Genomic DNA, 18247 nt, shown 5'->3' with positions numbered 1-18247 from the left:
ACCGGGGCCCGGTGCGGATCAGCGGCGGTGGAGGCGGACCGTGACGATCTGGAACGGGCGCAGGGTCAGGGGGACCGCGCCCGCCCTGGTCGGGGCGCCGACCGCAGTGCCCGACAGGGGGCGTTCCAGGAGGTCGCTCTCGACCGCCGCCGAGAGCGGGAAGTCCGCCGTCAGGACGGCCGTCGCCCGGCCCCCGCAGGACTCGTAGAGACGGACGATCACGTCGCCGCTGCGGTCCTCGGCCAGTTTGACCGCCTCGATCACCACCGCGTCGTCGTCCAGTGTGAGCAGGGGGGCGACCGGGCCCGCCCCGGACACCACCCGCTCCGGCAGGTTGAGCGCATGGCCCTCGCGCACCGCGTCCCCGATCTCCGCCCCCGGCGCGAGCGAGAACCTCAGCGTGTGGGCGCCCTGATCGGTCTCCGGGTCCGGGTAGCGCGGAGCCCGCAGGAGGGAGAGGCGGACCGTGGTGGTCTGGCCGCCGTCCGGCCGCACGTCGCGGGTCACGTCGTGGCCGTACGTGGAGTCGTTGAGGACCGCGGCGCCCCACCCCGGCTCCGCCACGCGGATCCACCGGTGCGCGCAGATCTCGAACTTGGCCGCCTCCCACGAGGTGTTCGTGTGGGTGGCCCGGTACACGTGCCCGAACTGGGTCTCCGAGGCGGACCGTTCGGCCTTCACGTCCAGCGGGAACGCGGCCTTGAGGAACTTCTCCGTCTCGTGCCAGTCCACCTCCGTGACCATGTCCACCGTCTTGGCCCCGGCTCGCAGGGTGATCGACTGGACCGCCTCCGAGCGGCCGAAGGAGCGGGAGACGCGGACCGTCACCGCCTCCGGCCCTGCCTCCACCACCTCCAGCGCGTCCAGCGCCACCAGGTCGGTCACGCTGTTGCGGTAGAACGCGTCGATGTCCCACGCGTCCCACATGTTCGGGAAGTCGGGGTGGATCTGCAGCAGGTTCGCGGCCTGCCCCGGAGCCACCGCCTCCCGCCGCGCCTCCAGGTCGTACGCCGACACGATCAGCCCGCGCCCGTCGATCTCCACCAGCAGCCGCCCGTTGGCGAGGACGTGCCCGCCGCCGTGCCGCTCCTCCACGGTGACGGGCTGCCCCGCCGCCTCCGGCAGACCGGCGCCGCCCGCAGGAATGCCGCGCCGGGTGTGCGGGGCGCAGTTGAAGACGAGCTCCGCGGTGCCCTTCCCCGCCAGGGCCAGCTGCGCCGCCAGGGTGATCCCGCGCAGCTCCTCGCGTACGGCCGCGTATGTGGCGCGCGCCTCCCGGTGCACCCAGGCGATGGACGATCCGGGCAGGATGTCGTGGAACTGGTGGAGCAGCACGGTCTTCCAGATCCGCTCCAGGTCCTCGTAGGGGTACCCGTACCCCGGCACCCGCACCGCTGCGGTGGCCGCCCACAACTCGGCCTCGCGCAGCAGCGATTCGCTGTGCCGGTTGCCCTGCTTGGTCTTGGCCTGCGAGGTGTAGGTGCCGCGGTGCAGCTCCAGGTACAGCTCGCCGGCCCACACGGGCGCGTCCGCGTACTCGGCGTGCGCCTTCTCGAAGAAGGCGTCCGGCCGCTCGATCTCCACGCGCGGGGAGCCTTCGAGATCGCGCTGCCGCTTGGCCCGTGCCAGGTGCTCACGGGTGGGGCCGCCGCCGCCGTCGCCCCAGCCGAAGGGGGCCAGGGAGCGTGAACCACGTCCCTTCTCCCGGTAGTTGCCGGCCGCGTGGGCCAGCTGGGCACCGCCGAGGTCGCTGTTGTAGGTGTCGACGGGTGGGAAGTGGGTGAAGATGCGGGTGCCGTCGATGCCCTCCCACCAGAAGGTGTGGTGCGGGAACTTGTTCACCTGCGACCAGGAGATCTTCTGCGTCAGGAACCACTTCGATCCCGAGAGCTTGACGATCTGCGGCATCGCGGCCGTGTACCCGAAGGAGTCGGGCAGCCAGACGATGCGGGTCTCGATGCCGAACTCGTCCAGGAAGAACTTCTTCCCGTACAGGAACTGACGGGCCATCGCCTCGCTGCCGACCATGTTGGTGTCGGACTCCACCCACATGCCGCCGACCGGTACGAACTGCCCGTCCGCGATCTTCTTCTTGACCCGCTCGAAGAGCTCGGGCCGGTGGGTCTTGATCCAGTCGAGCTGCTGCGCCTGCGACATGGCGAAGACGAACTCGGTGTGCCCGTCCATCAGGTTGACCATGTTGGACGCGGTGCGGGAGACCTTGCGGACCGTCTCGCGCAGCGGCCACAGCCAGGCGGAGTCGATGTGGGCGTGGCCGACCGCGCTGATCCGGTGCGCGGAGGCGTTGGCCGGAGCCGCGAGCACCCCGGCGAGCCGTGCGCGGGCGGCGGCCGCCGTTCCCGGGACGTCGCCCAGGTCCACCGCGTCGAGGGCGGCATCGACGGCGCGCAGGATCTCGTACCGCCGGGCGTCGGCCTCGCCGAGCTGCATCATCAGGTCGTAGAGGACCTCCAGGTCCTGGACGAGTTCCCAGACCTCGGTCTCGAAGACGGCGAGGTCCATCCGGGCGAGCCGGTAGAGGGGCTGGTCGCCGCTGGTCTGCCGGTCTCCCTCGTACGTCACCGAGTGGTCGACCAGGACGGGGTTGGAGGCGGCCTCGACGTACCACTCGACCTGCTCGCCGCCGGCCGCGGAGTCGGTGACGCGCACCCAGTCGTTGTACGGGTTGAGGGCCTTGACCTCGCTCCCGTCGGCCCGGTGGACGAGTCCCTCGCACTGGAAGCCGGGCATCATCCGGTCGAAGCCGAGGTCGAGGACGGCCTCGACCGTACGGCCCGCCCAGTCGGCGGGGACGCAGCCGGTGACCTTGAACCAGGTGGTGCCCCAGGCCGGGCCCCACGTTTCACCGATCGAGCAGGGCCGGTACGGGGCCGCCAGACCCTCGGCGACCGGCACGGGCTCGCCCGGGGCCTCCCAGCGCCCGATCTCCAGCGGGACCGGACGGGAGTGGACGGCGGGCTTGATGCGCTCCTTCAGGACCCGGCGCAGGCGGTGTTCGGTGATGCTGCGGTCGTCGTGCATGACGGCTGCTCCAAGGGAGGGAGGGGTCGTGTGACGGCAGGTCGGTCGCGTGGCGGCGGGAATCAGGTCTTGACGGCTCCCTCGCCCACTCCCTTGAAGAAGAAACGCTGGAGGGCGAAGAAGAGCAGCATCATCGGCAGGAGCGCCGCCATCGCGCCGGCGGCGATGATCCGCTGGTCGTTGGTGGTGCTGGCCCCGGCCAGGGTCTTCAGGCCGAGCTGGAGCGTGTAGTGGTCGCTGTTGGTGAGGACCAGGAGGGGCCAGAGGAAGTCGTCCCAGGCACCCATGAAGCTGGTGATGCAGACGACGGCCAGGGCCCCCTTGGCCGCGGGGAGGAAGAGCCGGGTGAACCGGGTCCACTCGTTGGCGCCGTCCAGGACGGCGGACTCCTCCACCTCCTTGGGCACGGCGAGGAACGCCGAGCGCATGACCATGATGTTGAGGACGGAGACCGCGCCGGGCAGCCACACGCCGACGAGGGTGTCGACCAGGCCCATCTCTCGGACGGTCAGGAACATCGAGATCATCACGGACTCGAAGGGGAACATGAGCGTGGCCACCAGCACCGTGAAGACGCTCTTGCGCCCCTTCCACCCGGCCCGGGAGAGGGCGTACCCGCCCATGGCGGCGAACAGCATGTTCGAGGTGACGGCGAGGGCGGCCACCACGAGGGTGTTGCCGACGTACTGGAGCAGCGGGAACGAGTGGGCGACGAGGACGTAGTTGTCCAGGGTGGGCTGCGAGGGCAGCACGCCGTCGTACACGTTCTCGGTACGGCCGCGGATCGAGGTCAGGAACTGCCAGACGATCGGGCCGAGCATCACGACGAGCATCACGACCAGCGTGGCGTACCGGGCGGCGAGCCCGAGCCGCCGGCGCCTGCGGTCGGCGCCGGGGCCTGCCGGGGTGCTCAACTCTCGTCCCCCTTCGACAGGCGGCGGCCCAGCAGACTGAAGACAAGGGTCAGCAGGAAGAGCAGGATCGAGATGGCGGAGGCGTAGCCCGTCTCGCCGGAGAACCCGAGGCCGACCTGCCGGATGAGGAACGGCAGGGTACGGGCGCCGCCTCCGGGGCCGCCGCTCTCGCCCCCCAGGATGTAGATCTCGGTGAAGACGCGCAGCGCGGAGATGGCCGACAGGGTGGCGACGAGCAGCATCATCGGCTTCACCTGCGGGACGGTGATGCTGAAGAACCGGCGGACGGGGCCGGCCCCGTCGAGTGCGGCCGCTTCGTGGAGCGACGGCGACACGTTCCCGAGGGCGGCGAGGTAGAACACCATGTAGTAGCCGAGGCCCTTCCACACGGTCACGATCATCGCGGAGACGAGCAGCATGGTGCTGTCCGTCAGGAACGGGATGGGCTCCGAGACGGTGCTGAGCTTCCGGAACACGGTGTTGACGAGCCCGTCGCTGCGCAGCACCCACTGCCAGATCAGGCCGACGACCACGGCCGAGGCGATGACCGGGGTGTAGAAGGCGGAGCGGAAGAACCCTATGCCGGGGATCTTCGCCTCGACGAGGACCGCCAGCGCGAGGGGCAGCAGGACCAGGCAGGGTACGACGACGACCAGGTAGAGCACGCTGTTGCCGGTGGCGGTCCAGAAGTCGGGGTCGGCGAACGCACGGGTGTAGTTGTCGAAGCCGACGAAGGTGCCGCCGCGCAGGATCCGGGCGTCGGTGAAGGAGAGGATGACGGTGTTGACGAACGGCCAGAGGCTGAACAGCGCCACCATCAGCAGGCCGGGGGCGAGGAAGAGGTAGGGGGTCCACCACGTGCGGTGGACCAGCCCCGTCTCCACTTCCATGGCCGCGAGGGCCTTGCGGCGCGCCCTGGCGGTGCGCGTCATTTCTGCGCCGACTTGGCGAGCAGCTGGTTCGCCTCCTCCTGGGCCTTGCGCACGGCCGTCTTCGGGTCCTGCTCGCCCTGGATCGCCTTCTGCACCTCTCGGACGACCGCGTCACCGACCTGGTTCGTCCACTGGACCGGGGTGTTGGCGTCGAGTGCCGCGCTCCTCAGCTGCTCGGCGCCGACCGCGCGGGCGACCGTCTCGGCGTCCTTGCCGTCGCCCCGGTCCGCGAAGCGCGGGTCGGCGAGGCCCTGGGCGTTGGACGGGTAGATGGTCGCGTTCTTGGAGAACTCCACCTGGTTGGGGCCGTTGGTCACCCATTTGGCGAACTCGCTCGCCGCATCGAGGTGTCTGGTGTCCTTCTTGATGCCGAGCGACTGGGCGTAGATGCCGATGTGGCCGAGCTTGCCGGTGACGGCCCCCGCGACCTGCGTGCCGGCGTAGATCTGCGGGGCGTTCTGCTTGATGTCCTTGACGAAGCCCGGGGAGCCGGGGCCGAAGACGAGCTTGCCGCCGCCGTAGAGCTGGTTGATGTCGTCGGACTTGAGGAGGGACTCCTTGGGCATGGCGCCCTTGGCGTACAGGTCCTTCATCCGCTCGACCCACTCGACGGCCTTGGGCGTGTCGAACACGAACCCGTCCTGCTTCCCGTTCAGGATCGGCACGCCCATCTTCTGCCAGTCCCCGGGCAGCCGTCCCTTGGGATCGGCCATGAAGGCGGAGTACCGGCCGCCCGAGGCGGCGGCGATCCTGTCGGCGTAGTCGAAGAACTGCTCGACGCTGGTGGGGGGTTGTGCGGGGTCCAGTCCGGACCTCTCGAAGAGGTCCTTGTTGTACGTGAGGATCTCCGGCGTCACGTACCAGGGATACGCGTACACCCCGTCGCCCTTCCCCGGGAGCTTGAACTGCTCCCACGCCCCGGGGACGTACTCCTTGGCGACCTCGGGGTCGAGCTTGGCGACGTCGGCGAGCAGGCCGCGGTCGCCGAGGAGCTGGAAGGAGTCGGTGGAGAGGTTGACCACGTCGGGAAGGGCCCCGGCCTGGGCGTCCGCGACGAGCTTCTCGTTGTAGCCGTCGCCGGGCACGTCCTCCCATCTGACCTTGACCTCGGGGTACTTCTTCTCGAAGGCGTCGATGACGCCCTGGACGTACGCCGTGAACTTGGGCTTGAGCTGGAGGGTGCGGAAGCCTATCTCGCCGGCCACCTTGCCGCTCTTCTTCGCTTCCGGCACATCTGCGGCGCCTCCGCTCACGCCGCAGGCGGAGACCGAGAGGAGCGTGCCGGCCACGAGCGCGGCGATGGCTGTACGGGTCGCGTTCGAACGGGTCATCGTCGCCACCTTCAGGGGGAGTTCCGGCCTCACTGCCGGAGCGCGCAGCCCACGCTGACCCCACATCGCGATCGCGTCAATGCGGCCAATGTCCCGATGGGCGGGTACCCGTAGGTCTGGAATCGTGTCAGCGACCCGGCAGGCAGAGGAAAGTCACGAAGTCAACACCGCAACGACCTGGACTAATGCGCTTTAGTTATTAACCGACCCAAGACGATATCGATTCGATAACGAACCTGCCCCGACGTCAGATGTTGACTTCTTATCGGCGGTTCGAGAGGCGGCGCACTAATGCGGTTTACACGGCCCGCCTCTCACCCGCCTTCGCCCGGCTCCGGTCGGCCGTCGCTCCCCCCTACTTCATCCGGTACTCGACCTTTTCGGCGAGCTTTCCGTCCTTGAAGCAGAAGCGGAACACGGTCTCTTCGCCGCCCTTGCTCTCTGCGGCGGATATGTACCAGGAGCAGACGGAGCCCTCGGGTTCGGCCGGGCCACCCGACTTCAGGGCGCCCTTGATGAAGCTCTCGCCGGACGGCATCTTCGCGCGGACCGCGTCCTCCGGGTCGCCGACGGTCACCGACTGGTAGACGCCGGGTTCGAGCATCGTCTTGCCGGCGGCGTCGACGACCTTCCCGACGCCGAAGACGAGTGCCGCAACGGCCGCGAGGCCGAGCACCGCCACCACTCCGCAGCCGATCAGACAGCCCTTGCGCTGTGCCACGTCCGTTCCTCCGTACCTTGCCGGTCTTCTTGACACCCAGACCTTCGCAAGCCACAGGGGCCGTGCGCTGTCCTCCAAAGTCTTCGGCGTTCACGACGATCGTCGTTCGAGGGTGGGCCGTCGCCCAGGCCAAGGCGACCGGCGGGCGGGCGGGGGGACACGCCATCATGAGCTGGGAGTGGAACACCCATCCGTTCGCCCCGGGCACGGCCGCGGGCGCCGGCGTGGGCACCGGCGCGCAGGCCGATCCGGTCGGCGCCGAGGAGGCGGCCCGCCAGAAGCTCGCGGACACCGTGGCCCCGGCCATCGGCGCCTCGCCGGGCGTCCCCGTCTTCCGCCGGGTCGAACGGGGCTCGCCGGACCAGGAGCTGGTCGACGCCTCCGAGGAGGCGGACCTGACGGTGGCCGGCACCCGGGGCCTACGGCGGCTTCAAGGGCGTCTGCTCGGCCCGGTGAGCCGGCAGATGGTGCGGTACGCGGCGAGCACCGTGGTCGTCGTACGCGAGGGCGCGGACGAAGACCGACGCCCGGCCCGCCGGCCGTCACTCCCCGGGGGCCGTCAGGTCCCCGGGGTCGGTGTTGGCGCCGCACAGGACGACGGCCACCCGCTCGCCCATCGCCTCCGGCGCGTTCCGTACGGCCGCCAGGGCCGTGGCCGCGCCCGCCTCCACCACGATCCGGTGCTCCTCCCACAGCGCGCGCCGGGCCCCGGTGATCGCCGCGTCCGGGACGAGGACGGACCGTACGTTCTTCTCCTGCGCGGCGGCCAGCGCAGCAGCCGAGACCCGGGTGGCGCCCAGCGAGTCCGCGGCGACCGAGTCCACGCCGACGTCGACGAGCCGGCCCGCCTCCAACGCCGCGTTCAGGGCCCGGCAGTTCTCCGGCTCGGCCGCGATCACCCGTACGCCGTGCTCGCGGGCCGCGGCCGCGACCCCCGCGAACAGCCCGCCCCCGCCCACCGCGACGACCACGGTGTCGAGCCCCGGCAGCCCGGCCCGGATCTCGTCCAGCAGGGTCCCCGCGCCCGCCGCGATCAGCGGGTGGTCGTACGCATGGCTGCTCAGGGCGCCACTGGCCGCCGCGAACTCCTCGCACGCGGCCAGCGCTTCGGCGTACCGGTCACCGACGAGCCGCACCTCGGCCCCGTAGCCGCGCAGCCGCTCCACCTTCACGCGGGGCGCGTTGGCGGGCAGGAACACCGTCGCGGGGACGGACTGCGCGCGGGCCGCCCAGGCGCAGGCGAGGCCCGCGTTGCCGCCGGAGGCGATGGTGACGCCCGCGTCCGGGAGGGTGCCGGCCTCGCGGTGGGCGGCCAGGAAGTTGCGGGCGCCGCGGGCCTTGAAGGACCCGGTGTGCTGGAGGTACTCCAGCGCGTACCAGAGGCCCTCGGCGGCGGGTACGACGGCGACCGGGCGGACCGACCCGGCTATCCGGTCGGCGGCGGCGCGTACTGCGGCGTAGTCGAGCTGCTGTTGCATGACGGGGATCCCCTTCGGACGGCGGCGGGCCGGTTGGCCTCGATCAGCTGGCGCAGGGCGCCGTAGTACACCTCGTGGTCGGTCAGTGCGGGCAGTACGTCGGCCAGTCCGCCCGAGAGCACGGGGAACCGCTCCGGATCCAGCGCGGCCAGGGCCGCCCTCGAGGCGGCGGTGGCTCCGGCCGGATCCCGGTGGTCCACGAACGCGGCGCTGCCGAGGGTGAGCAGGTACATGCGGCGGTAGGCGGTCATCGCCTCGGCGGCGGTCATCCCGGCGGCCACACTGTCGGCGAGTGCGGGCTCGACGAGCCGGGCCAGCAGCTGGCGGCCGAGCCAGGGGCGGCCGCCGCGGAGCACCAGCAGCCCGGGGTGGGCGGTGAGCAGCCGGTAGAAGGCGGTGAACCGCAGCTCGGTGGCCTCGGCCCAACCGGTCCCGACCGGGATCTCGGGCAGCTGCCCGGCGAGGTGCTCGGTGCACAGGTCGAGCAGTCCGGCGAGGTCGGTGCACCGGCGCTGGACGGTGGCGTGGGACACCTCGAGCCGGTCGGCGAGGGCACGGAAGCTCAGCGCGTCCGGCCCCTCCTCGTCAAGGAGGTGCAGGGCTGCGACGGCGATCGCCTCGGGCGTCGCGCGGTCCAGGGCGGCTGATCTCCTCGGCATGAGATACACCGTATCAGACGGTGGAACATACGACGTATCGACGCCGCTCCTCCCCGCTCGCGTGACGTCGACTACGGCCATATTGCTGGTCATTGAGCCATAACCATCGACTTATGTTGACAGCGGGTAGTCGCACCGCTGCACTGGGCGCACTGCAGCCCACCTCAAGGAGTCTCCGTGCCGCCTCGCCTGCGTGCGTCGCTCCCCTGCCTGACCGCGGCCGCCCTGCTCGCCCTCTGCCTCGCCCCCGCCCCCGCGGCGGCCGAGCCCTACGCGACCTCGGACAGCCCGCTCGCGCTCACCCCGCCCATGGGCTGGAACAACTGGGCGCACTACATGTGCGACATCGACGAGGCCAAGGTGGTCGCGAACGCCGACGCACTCGTGTCCAGCGGCCTCGCCGCCAAGGGCTACGACACGGTGACCGTCGACGACTGCTGGATGACCAAGAGCAGGGACGCGGACGGCAGCCTGGTCGCCGACACGCAGAAGTTCCCGCACGGCATGGCCTGGCTCGGCGAGTACCTGCACGCCAAGGGGCTGAAGTTCGGCATCTACGAGGACGCCGGCTCCCTCACCTGCGAGCGCTACCCCGGCAGCGGCTCCCCCGACGGCGGCGGCCCGGACCACTATGCCCAGGACGCCCGGCAGTTCGCGTCGTGGAAGGTCGACTACGTCAAGATGGACGGCTGCAACCTGTGGGTGCCGCCCGGGAAGACGAAGGAGCAGGCGTACCGCGACGCGTACGACGCCGTCGCCGAAGGACTGCGCGCGAGCGGCCGGGACATGGTGCTCTCGGCTTCCGCCCCCGCCTACTTCCAGCAGGGCGAATGGGGCGGCTCCGACTGGCACAAGGTCCTCGGCTGGGTCGGCGAGACCGGCCAGCTGTGGCGCGAGGGGAAGGACATCAAGGTCTACAACGCGGCAGCTCCGGCAGCCTCCCGGTGGAGCTCGGTGCTGGGCAACTACGGCTACAACCGCTGGCTCGGCCGGTACGCGAGCCCCGGGAACTGGAACGACCCCGACTTCCTGCTCGCGGGCGCCCCCGGGCTCACCGAGGCCGAGAGCCGCAGCCAGGTGGGCCTGTGGGCGATGATGGCGGCCCCGTTCATCCTGTCCTCCGACGTCTCGAAGCTCACCCCGGCCGGACTGGCCGCCCTGGGCAACACCGATCTGATCGCACTCGACCAGGACCCCATGGGCCGCCAGGGCGCGGTGCTCTCCTCCAACGCCGCCTTCGAGGTGCTCGCCCGGCCGCTGGCGAACGGCGACCGCGCCGTCGCCGTGCTCAACAGGTCCGGCAGCACCCGGGACATCTCCGTACCGCTCTCCGACATCGGCCTGTACTCCTGCACGGTCGACGCCAAGGACCTGTGGAGCGGCAAGACCACCGAGGTCTCGACCTCGCTGACCGGGAAGCTGGCCGCGCACGACACCGCGGTCTGGCGGCTCACCCCGCACGACGGCTGCGGAGCCGCCGCGCCCACCGGGCAGATCACCGGTGACGGCGCCAAGTGCGCCGACGGGGCCAACACCAGCGGAGTCGGCGCGGTGGTCCTGGCTCCGTGCACCGCGGCCGCCGACCAGCGCTGGGTGCTCGGGCCGGAGGCGAGCGTACGCCTGACCGGCAAGTGCCTGTCGGCGGGCGAGGAAGGCCTGGTCGAACTGGCCGGCTGCGCGCCCGGGGAGCCGGGCCGGCGCTGGACGCACCGCCGGGACGGGGCCCTCGTCGAGGACGTGAGCGGGATGTGCCTGACGGCTCCCGCCGCGGCCGCCACCCCGGACGCCCCGGCCGAGCGGCTGCGGCTGACCGAGTGCGGCGACCACCGGGTCGATCAGGCCTGGTCCCTGCCGGTCTGACGACCCGTCGGTGCTGCCCGTCCGGGGACCCACCCGGACGGCGGCCCCGATCAGGCACCGAGCCGCCGGCCCACGACGCAGCATGCAGCACGCAGCACGCAGCACGACCACACCGACGGGACCCGGCGCGGGACGGAGCCCGAGGAGGACCGGGCCCGGCGCACCACCCGGCCCCCGAGCGGGGCGAACGGCCCGAGCGGGGATCCGCACACCCTGGCCACGGCCGTCTCGGCGGACCTGAAGTCCTGGGACCGGGACGCCCGCTGGCCGGCTACACCACGCGGCGCGGCCGCGGTCGGATCATGCGCTGATCATCACCCGCCCGTGGGAATCCCCGTACTCGTGCGAGGGAGAAATCCCCCTGCGGTTCGACGCACGGGACGGGCACTCGGTTGACTGGCCCGGAACGATCAGGGGCGGCCCTCGGAGCATCCGGCGGCCGCCCCTTCGGACGCCGTGACGGCCCGACGCCAGCAGGAGTGCACCGCGCATGTCCCAGACCGGACACGAACGGCCCGGACAGACCGGGCATCCCGCACAGCCCGGGCGACCCGCACCGCAGGCGGAGCCGTCAGCGCCCGGACCGGAGAACCCCGCTCCCGACACCCCGCCCGTGACCCTCGAGCTGCTGACGCTCCTCGCCGCCGGGGTCGCCGATCTGGCCCTCGACCAGTTACGGCAGTCCGCCGAGCGGGCCCAGGGCGTACTGCGCCGCTCCGACCTGCGGGACCTGCTCACCGACGGGGTCGTGGAGTTGCGCAAGCGGGGCGAGCTGGCCACCCGCAGGTCGGGCGCGGGAGCGGAGAACCACCTGGAGACCATGGCCCGGCGGGCCGCCGAGCGGGTCGCCGGCGAGGGCCACCCCCGTGCATGACCACACCGGCTTCAAGGAGCGCATCGACGAGGTGCTGGTCCGGCTGGCCGACGAGGAGGAGCAGGCGCTGCTCGGGCTGCACGTCGAACTCTTCCCGCTGTCCGAGCAGTTGCGCCGCTCGCTGGCGAGCGGCAAGCGGATCCGGGCCGCGTACCTGTACTGGGGGTGGCGGGCGGCGGGACAGCCCGACTGCGAGGGCGCGATCCGGGCCGCGGCCGCGATGGAGCTCGTCCACGCGGCGGCCTGCACCCACGACGACATCATCGACGACAGCCTGATGCGGCACGGCCGGCTCACCGCGCACGCCGCCTTCGCCGCCGCCGGACAGCGCTCCACCGCCCTCGCGATGATCCTCGGCGACCTGCTGATGGGGTACGCCGGACACGTCTTCAGCTCCTGCGGGCTGCCCGGCGCCTATCTGGCCCGGACCGTCCCGCTCTGGTCCACGCTGCTGCGCGAGACGATGGCGGGCGAGTTCCTCGAGGTGCTGCGCACCCGGGCACAGCCGGCCCGGGAGCCGCAGGTGACGGAGTCACTGGAGGTGGCCCGCTTCAAGACGGCCAAGTACACCGTCGAGCGGCCGCTGCACCTGGGCGCCACCCTCGGCGGGGGCTCCCCCGCCCTGCTGGACGCCTTCTCCGCGTACGGGCTGCCGCTCGGCGAGGCCTTCCAGCTGCGCGACGACCTGCTGGGCACCTTCGGCGACCCGGCCAGGACGGGCAAGTCGAATGTCGACGACCTGCGGGACGGCAAACCGACCGCGCTGCTCGCCCTGACCCTCGCGGCGGCCGGCGCCGACGACCGGCGGCTGCTCGCCAAGCTGGTCGGCCGGCCCGACCTCGGCGAGGAAGAGGCCGCCTGCGTACGTGAGTTGATGGACCGCTGCGGTGCCCGCCAGCAGGTCGAGGACATGATCCGGGAGCGCATCGCCCGGGCCGCCGCCGCTCTGGACGCCGTACCGATGCCCGCGGAGGCGCGGTCCGCGCTGTGCGAGCTGGCCGGTACCGCCGCCGAGCGCTCGCTGTAGCGCGCGCTCCCGAACCGACCAGAAGGACAGTGAAGTGACCACCCCCAATAACGCCTCACCATGGCCCCGTTACGACGACGCCGCCCTCGACGCCCTGTCCGTGCAGGGCGATCCGCTCGCCGACGAGACCGTCGCCGCCCTGTTCCACCGGGGTGAGGTGGGCGACTTCAACACGCTCATGCGGTTCTTCACCACCGCCGGGGACCCGCTCCCCGAGCGGCTCCCGGCCTCCGCCCGCGCCTATTTCGAGGCCACCGCCGTGCCCCCGGCGTGGGTCGACTGGGACGTCATGGAACAGGCCCGGCTGTTCTTCATGGACAACGCCGCCCACATCAACACCGGTCTGTCCTTCGCCGCGATGCCCGTCAGCTACGCCGTACCCCGGATGGCCCGGCTGCTCTCCTCGACGCACTCGCTCGCGTACCCCTCCCGGCGGATGGCCAACACCGGCCAGTTCGTCACGTACCTCATGCGGACCGACTCCTTCGCGGAGGGCGGCAAGTTCATCCCGGCCGCGCAGAAGGTCCGGCTGCTGCACGCGGCGGTGCGCCACCACCTGCGCCACGGCGGCCACTGGGACGTCGAGCGGGACGGCCTGCCGATCTGCCAGGAGGACATGATCGCCGGGCAGACGTTCTTCTCGCTGCTGGTGCTCGACGCCATGCACCGGCTCGGCATCCACATGAGCGAGGAGGGCGCGGAGGCGTACCACTACGCCTGGCGGGTCGTGGCCGCCCTGCTGGGCTGCGACATGTCGGCCGTACCGGAGAACCTCGCCGAGGCCCGCGCGTACTGCGACCTCTACCTCCTGCGCCATCTCGGTCCCTCCCCCGAGGGCGCCGGACTGAACGCGCAGCTGCTGCGGCTGTACGAGGACGTGGTCCCCGGCACGCTCTTCGACCCCATGGTCCCGGCCACCGTCCGCTACCTGGTCGGCGACACCATCGGCGACTGGCTGGAGGTCCCGCGCAGCCCCTGGGACTCGGCGGCCAGGGCCGTCCCGGTGTTCCTGGGGCTGCTGGAGACCATCGAGGACAGCAGCCCCTTCGCGGAGTGGGCGCTCGACAAGGCGGGCTCGCTGCTCGCCGGCTTCGAGCTGTCCGCGCTGACCCGGGGCCGGGTCATGCACCACGCCATCCCGGCGGAGCTGAAGGCGGAGTACGGGGTGAAGGCGCCGCGCACCGGGCGCTGGGTGCCGCCGGCGCCGGTGCACTGACCCGAACGGGGCCGAACGGGCGCGGCCGGGCGCAGGCCCGCCCGGGTCGGAGTGACACTGGAACCGGCGGGCGGGGCCCCTCCCGTACCGGCACCCGGCACCCGGCTCCATCCGGTGTCCGGCACCCGGCATCCGGCTTCGCGGCGGACGGTGACTGCACATGACCCGTGTGAAGGCAGACCTGGGGCGGCGGCGCCGCATCCTGGGCGGGGCCGTCTGCGGGCTGGTCGCCGCCGGCGCGGGACTGGCCGTGGCGGAGCTGGCTTCGGCGGCCGTCCGGCCGGAGGCCTCCCCGGTCACCGCGGTCGGCGGAGCCGTCGTCGACCGTACGCCGGTCGGCGTCAAGGAATGGGCGATCCGGGAGTTCGGCATCGCCGACAAACTGCTGCTGGCCCTCGGGATCGTCGTCGTGCTGGCTGCGGTCGCCGCTCTGGCCGGGGTGCTCGCCGTACGGCACCTGCCCGCCGGGATCGCGCTCGCCGGCTGTTTCGGGCTGGTCGGCGCGGTGGCCGCGCTCAGCCGGCCAGAGGCGACCTGGCGCGATGCGCTGCCGTCGCTGGTGGGCGGGCTGGCCGCCGCCGGGGTGCTGTTGCTGCTGGTCCGCGCGCTGACCAGGCCCCGTCCGGTGGGCGCGCCGCCGGGCGGGGCCTGGTCGATGGACCGGCGCGGTTTCGGCCGGCTGGTCGCCGCGGCCCTCGTGGCCTCGGCCGGGATCGGGTACGCCGGGCGCCGGCTCGGCGCGTACGGCTCGGCGGGGGCCACGGCGTCCCGGGCGGACCTGGTCCTGCCGAAGCCGGCCGTGCCCGCGCCGCCCGTCCCGCCGGGCGCGGACCTGCGGGTGCCCGGGATCTCCCGGTTCATCACGCCCAACCGGGACTTCTACCGGGTGGACACCGCCCTGGTCGTCCCCCGGGTGGACGCGGACACCTGGCGGCTGCGCATCCATGGGGACGGCGTCCCCAACCCGCTCGAATTCGGGCTGCGGGAGCTGCTGGCCCGCCCGCTCGCCGAGCACGACATCACCCTGTGCTGCGTGTCGAACGAGGTCGGGGGCCCGTACGCGGGCAATGCCCGCTGGCTCGGCGTACGCCTGGCCGACCTGCTGCGGGAGGCGGGGGTGCGGCCGCCCTCGCAGGGCGGCCCGGCCGACCAGCTGGTGGCGCGGTCGGTGGACGGGATGACGATCGGCACGCCCGTCGAGACGGTCATGGACGGCCGGGACGCGCTGCTCGCCGTCGGGATGAACGGCGAGCCGCTGCCCTTCGCGCACGGCTTCCCGGTACGGATGGTCGTACCCGGCCTGTACGGGTACGTCTCGGCGTGCAAGTGGCTGCGCGACCTGGAGCTGACGACGTTCGCGGCGTACGACGCGTACTGGGTGCGCCGGTCCTGGGCGCAGCAGGCCCCGGTCAAGACGCAGTCCCGGATCGACACCCCGCGCCCGTCCGCCGAGCCGGAGGAGGGGCGGGTGACGGTGGCCGGGGTGGCGTGGGCGCAGCACCGCGGGATCTCGCGGGTCGAGGTACGGGTGGACGCGGGCCCGTGGCAGGAGGCCCGGCTGGGGGCGGCGGACGGCAAGGACACCTGGCGGCAGTGGGTGTGGGTGTGGGAGGCGACGCCGGGCCGGCACACGCTGGAGGTCCGCGCCACGGACGGAACGGGCGCCGTCCAGACGGGCGTGCGCACCGGGACCGTCCCCGACGGGGCGACCGGGTGGCACTCGGTGTCGGTGCGTGTCCGGCCGGGGCCCGGGAGGAAGGCATGATGCGGACATCCTGGGAAACGACGTCCCGGGAAGCCGATCCGCACGTCAGGAGCCGGCCCTCGTGGAGCTGACCAGTACGTCGTTCCTCGTCACTCTGATCACCGTCACCGCGCTCGCCATGCTGGCCGCACTGCTGCTGTGGAACCGGATCCCGGCGCCGGGGTGGGTGCGGTGGCCCGTGCGGGTGCTGATGATCGCGCTGTGCCAGCTGACCTCCATCGCGGTGATCGCGACCTGGATCAACGGCAGCTACGGGCTCTACTCCTCCTGGAACGACCTGCTGGGCACGGAGAACGTGCAGAACTCCTCGGCGATGACCGGGCCGCCGCCGGGCCGGGCCAAGTTCACGCAGGGCGGCGACGGCATGCAGACCACCTACTTCCGCGGCTCGCATTCGAAACTCGCCGGGCAGGTGATCGTGTGGACTCCGCCCGAGTACCGGGCCCGGGGTGCGGAGAAGACCCGGTTCCCGGTGCTGATGCTGCTGCACGGGTATCCGGGCTCACCCCGGACCTGGCTCGACTTGGGCGGCATGCCGGGCGCGCTGGAGCAGCTGGTCCGGCTGGGCGCGGCGCACCCGTTCATCGTCGTGATCCCGGAGATCTACCCGGGCGGGGTGAACACGGACTGCAGCAACACGCCGACGCGGAAGGTGGCCAGCTGGCTCGCGCAGGACGTGACGGACCTGGTCGCGAAGAACTTCCGTGCCCTGCGCGAGCCCAAGGGGTGGGGGGTGATGGGCGTGTCGACCGGGGCGTTCTGCGCGGCCAAGCTGCCGTTGCAGTACCCGAAGGTGTTCCGGGCGGGCGCGGCCCTGGACCCGGATCCGCTGGCCGGGGATCCGGAGGTGCTGGCCGACCCGGCCCTGCGCGAGCGCAACAGCCCCCTGTGGCTGGTCCGGCATGCCAAGGGGGGCGACGTCGGGCTGTTCCTGGCCACCTCGGCGCAGGACAAGGACAGCCCGCCGCAGCAGCTGGAGGTTTTCGGCCGGGCCGCGGCCGGCAGCGGGGTCCGGGTGAGGACCCTCGTCCGCCCGGCCGGCGGCCACAACTTCCAGACCTGGACCGGGATGTACCCGGATGCGCTGGGCTGGCTGAGCACGGAGCTCCCGCCGCCCGGCGACGGCCGGTAGCTACCCCCTGGTCAGGCTGACGGGCAGGGAGTCGACGCTGTTGCCGATGAAACTGCGCTGGTGCGGGAGTTCGGGCTCGGGGACGGCGAGGTCGAGGTCCGGGAAGCGGGTGAAGAGCCGCTCCAGGGCGATGACGGCCTCGAGTCGGGCGAGCGGGGCGCCGACGCAGTAGTGCGCGCCGTGCCCGAAGGAGAGGTTGCGGGCCGCGGTGGCGCGGGTGATGTCGAAGCGGTCGGCGTCCGGGCCGTGGAAGGCCTCGTCGCGGCCGGCCGCGGTGTAGCCGGCGAGGACCGGGGTGCCCTGCGGGATCACGGTCCCGTCGACGGTGAGGTCGCGGACGGGGTACCGGAACGGGAACCAGCTGACCGGCCCGTCCCAGCGCAGGGTCTCGTCCACCACGTCGGACCAGGTGGCCTTCCCCTCCTGCACCAGTGCGAGCTGGTCGCGGTGGGTGCACAGGGCGCGGACGGCGTTGCTGATCAGGTTGAGGGTGGTCTCGTGGCCGGCGACGAGCATCAGGCGCATCGTGCCGATGAGTTCGGCCTCGCTGAGCCGGTCGCCGTCGCCCTCGCGGGCGGCGATCAGCGCGCTGGTCAGGTCGTCGCCCGGCTTCTCGCGGCGGGCGGCGGCTATCGTGCCCATCAGCTCGACGAGCTCCCGTACGGCGGCCATCGCCTCGGCCGGGGTGGTGTCGGTGGCGATGATCACCGTGTGGGACAGGTGGTGCAGCCGGCCCCGGTGCTCGGGGTCCACGCCGAGCAGCTCGCAGATGACGCTCATCGGCAGCGGCAGGGCGAAGTGGGTGCGCAGGTCCGCGACACCGTCGGGGGCCTCGCCCGCCGCACGGCCGAGGTCGTCGAGGAGCCCGGCGGTCAGCTCCTCGATGCGCGGCCGCAGCCGCTCCACCTGGCGGGCGGTGAAGGCGTTGCCGACCAGGGAGCGCAGCCGGCGGTGGTCGGCGCCGTCGGAGGTGTGCATGCCCTGGGCGTTGGCGAACGCCCGCAGCGGCCAGTGCGCGGGGATGGTGCCGTCGTGCAGGGAGGGGAAGTGCCGGGCGTCCTTGGCCGCATCGGGGTGGGCGAGGAACTCCTTCAGCGCTTCGTGTCCGAGGACGACCGCCCCGGGTACCCCGCCGGGCAGGACGACGTTCGCCACGCTGCCCTGGGCGCGCAGCCGGGCGTTGAGGGCGTGCGGGCAGCCGCCGGCGGGGTCGATGACGTACGCGGGCGTGGGTGCGGTGTCGGGTGACAAGCCGGGTCTCCTGACCGTATGGACGAAACTCGGCCAACAGTGCGG

At 72.2% G+C, this 18247-nt stretch carries 14 protein-coding genes and 1 pseudogene; 7 read left to right on the top strand and 8 right to left on the bottom strand.

The window, feature by feature from the left end:
* Nucleotides 1-18: 18 nt before the first annotated feature.
* The 5 genes from IF09_RS0120405 to IF09_RS0120385 all read right to left on the bottom strand — a co-directional run bounded on the left by IF09_RS0120405 (nt 19) and on the right by IF09_RS0120385 (nt 6940).
* A complete protein-coding gene (locus IF09_RS0120405; RefSeq protein WP_030297714.1) occupies nt 19-3042 on the bottom strand; it encodes an alpha-mannosidase in 3024 nt (1007 codons plus the stop codon).
* A 62-nt stretch (nt 3043-3104) separates the two neighbouring features.
* On the bottom strand, nt 3105-3956 hold the full coding sequence (locus IF09_RS0120400; RefSeq protein ID WP_030297712.1) for a carbohydrate ABC transporter permease: 852 nt from the start codon (nt 3954-3956) through the stop codon (nt 3105-3107).
* Complete coding sequence (locus IF09_RS0120395) at nt 3953-4888, bottom strand: carbohydrate ABC transporter permease (protein WP_418953063.1); 936 nt, start codon at nt 4886-4888, stop codon at nt 3953-3955. Before IF09_RS0120395 ends, IF09_RS0120400 begins: the two co-directional genes overlap by 4 nt.
* Nucleotides 4885-6219: an ABC transporter substrate-binding protein gene (locus IF09_RS0120390; RefSeq protein ID WP_051832680.1), complete on the bottom strand. Its 1335-nt coding sequence runs from the start codon at nt 6217-6219 to the stop codon at nt 4885-4887. The genes IF09_RS0120395 and IF09_RS0120390 overlap by 4 nt, the downstream gene beginning before the upstream one ends.
* 355 nt (nt 6220-6574) lie before the next feature.
* The gene (locus IF09_RS0120385) at nt 6575-6940 is read right to left on the bottom strand and encodes a hypothetical protein (protein ID WP_030297706.1); all 366 of its coding nucleotides are present in this window, start codon (nt 6938-6940) and stop codon (nt 6575-6577) included.
* A 167-nt stretch (nt 6941-7107) separates the two neighbouring features.
* Here IF09_RS0120385 and IF09_RS48500 point away from each other — a divergent pair.
* A pseudogene (locus tag IF09_RS48500) lies at nt 7108-7431 on the top strand (universal stress protein); the annotation flags it as partial.
* A gap of 51 nt (nt 7432-7482) precedes the next feature.
* Here the strand turns inward: IF09_RS48500 and IF09_RS0120380 are convergent.
* On the bottom strand, nt 7483-8418 hold the full coding sequence (locus IF09_RS0120380; protein ID WP_030297704.1) for a serine/threonine dehydratase: 936 nt from the start codon (nt 8416-8418) through the stop codon (nt 7483-7485).
* Nucleotides 8367-9077, bottom strand: a complete 711-nt coding sequence (locus tag IF09_RS0120375; RefSeq protein WP_037635470.1) for a TetR/AcrR family transcriptional regulator — start codon at nt 9075-9077, stop codon at nt 8367-8369. Before IF09_RS0120375 ends, IF09_RS0120380 begins: the two co-directional genes overlap by 52 nt.
* Before the next feature lie 177 nt (nt 9078-9254).
* Here IF09_RS0120375 and IF09_RS0120370 point away from each other — a divergent pair, with 177 nt between their 5' ends.
* From IF09_RS0120370 to IF09_RS0120345, 6 genes are all read left to right on the top strand, one after another.
* Nucleotides 9255-10937: an alpha-galactosidase gene (locus IF09_RS0120370; protein WP_234321083.1), complete on the top strand. Its 1683-nt coding sequence runs from the start codon at nt 9255-9257 to the stop codon at nt 10935-10937.
* Between the two features lie 490 nt (nt 10938-11427).
* The gene (locus tag IF09_RS0120365; protein WP_199920456.1) at nt 11428-11811 is read left to right on the top strand and encodes a hypothetical protein; all 384 of its coding nucleotides are present in this window, start codon (nt 11428-11430) and stop codon (nt 11809-11811) included.
* Nucleotides 11804-12838 (top strand): polyprenyl synthetase family protein, encoded by a 1035-nt coding sequence (locus IF09_RS0120360; protein WP_030297697.1) that lies wholly within the window; start codon nt 11804-11806, stop codon nt 12836-12838. The genes IF09_RS0120365 and IF09_RS0120360 overlap by 8 nt, the downstream gene beginning before the upstream one ends.
* A 34-nt stretch (nt 12839-12872) precedes the next feature.
* Entirely contained in the window at nt 12873-14054 is a 1182-nt protein-coding gene (locus tag IF09_RS0120355; RefSeq protein ID WP_030297694.1) for an oxygenase MpaB family protein, read from the top strand.
* A 160-nt stretch (nt 14055-14214) separates the two neighbouring features.
* Nucleotides 14215-15819, top strand: a complete 1605-nt coding sequence (locus IF09_RS0120350; RefSeq protein ID WP_030297693.1) for a molybdopterin-dependent oxidoreductase — start codon at nt 14215-14217, stop codon at nt 15817-15819.
* 61 nt (nt 15820-15880) lie between these two features.
* Complete coding sequence (locus tag IF09_RS0120345) at nt 15881-16951, top strand: alpha/beta hydrolase (protein WP_030297691.1); 1071 nt, start codon at nt 15881-15883, stop codon at nt 16949-16951.
* On the opposite strand, the gene IF09_RS0120340 is transcribed toward IF09_RS0120345, so the two are convergent.
* On the bottom strand, nt 16952-18202 hold the full coding sequence (locus tag IF09_RS0120340) for a cytochrome P450 family protein (RefSeq protein WP_030297688.1): 1251 nt from the start codon (nt 18200-18202) through the stop codon (nt 16952-16954).
* Nucleotides 18203-18247: the final 45 nt, after the last annotated feature.

This window comes from Streptomyces katrae, assembly GCF_000717655.1.
In the GTDB taxonomy this organism is placed as follows: domain Bacteria; phylum Actinomycetota; class Actinomycetes; order Streptomycetales; family Streptomycetaceae; genus Streptomyces; species Streptomyces katrae_B.
The sequence above is the reverse complement of the archived record's forward strand: the minus strand, read 5'-3'. Positions and strand labels throughout refer to the sequence as shown.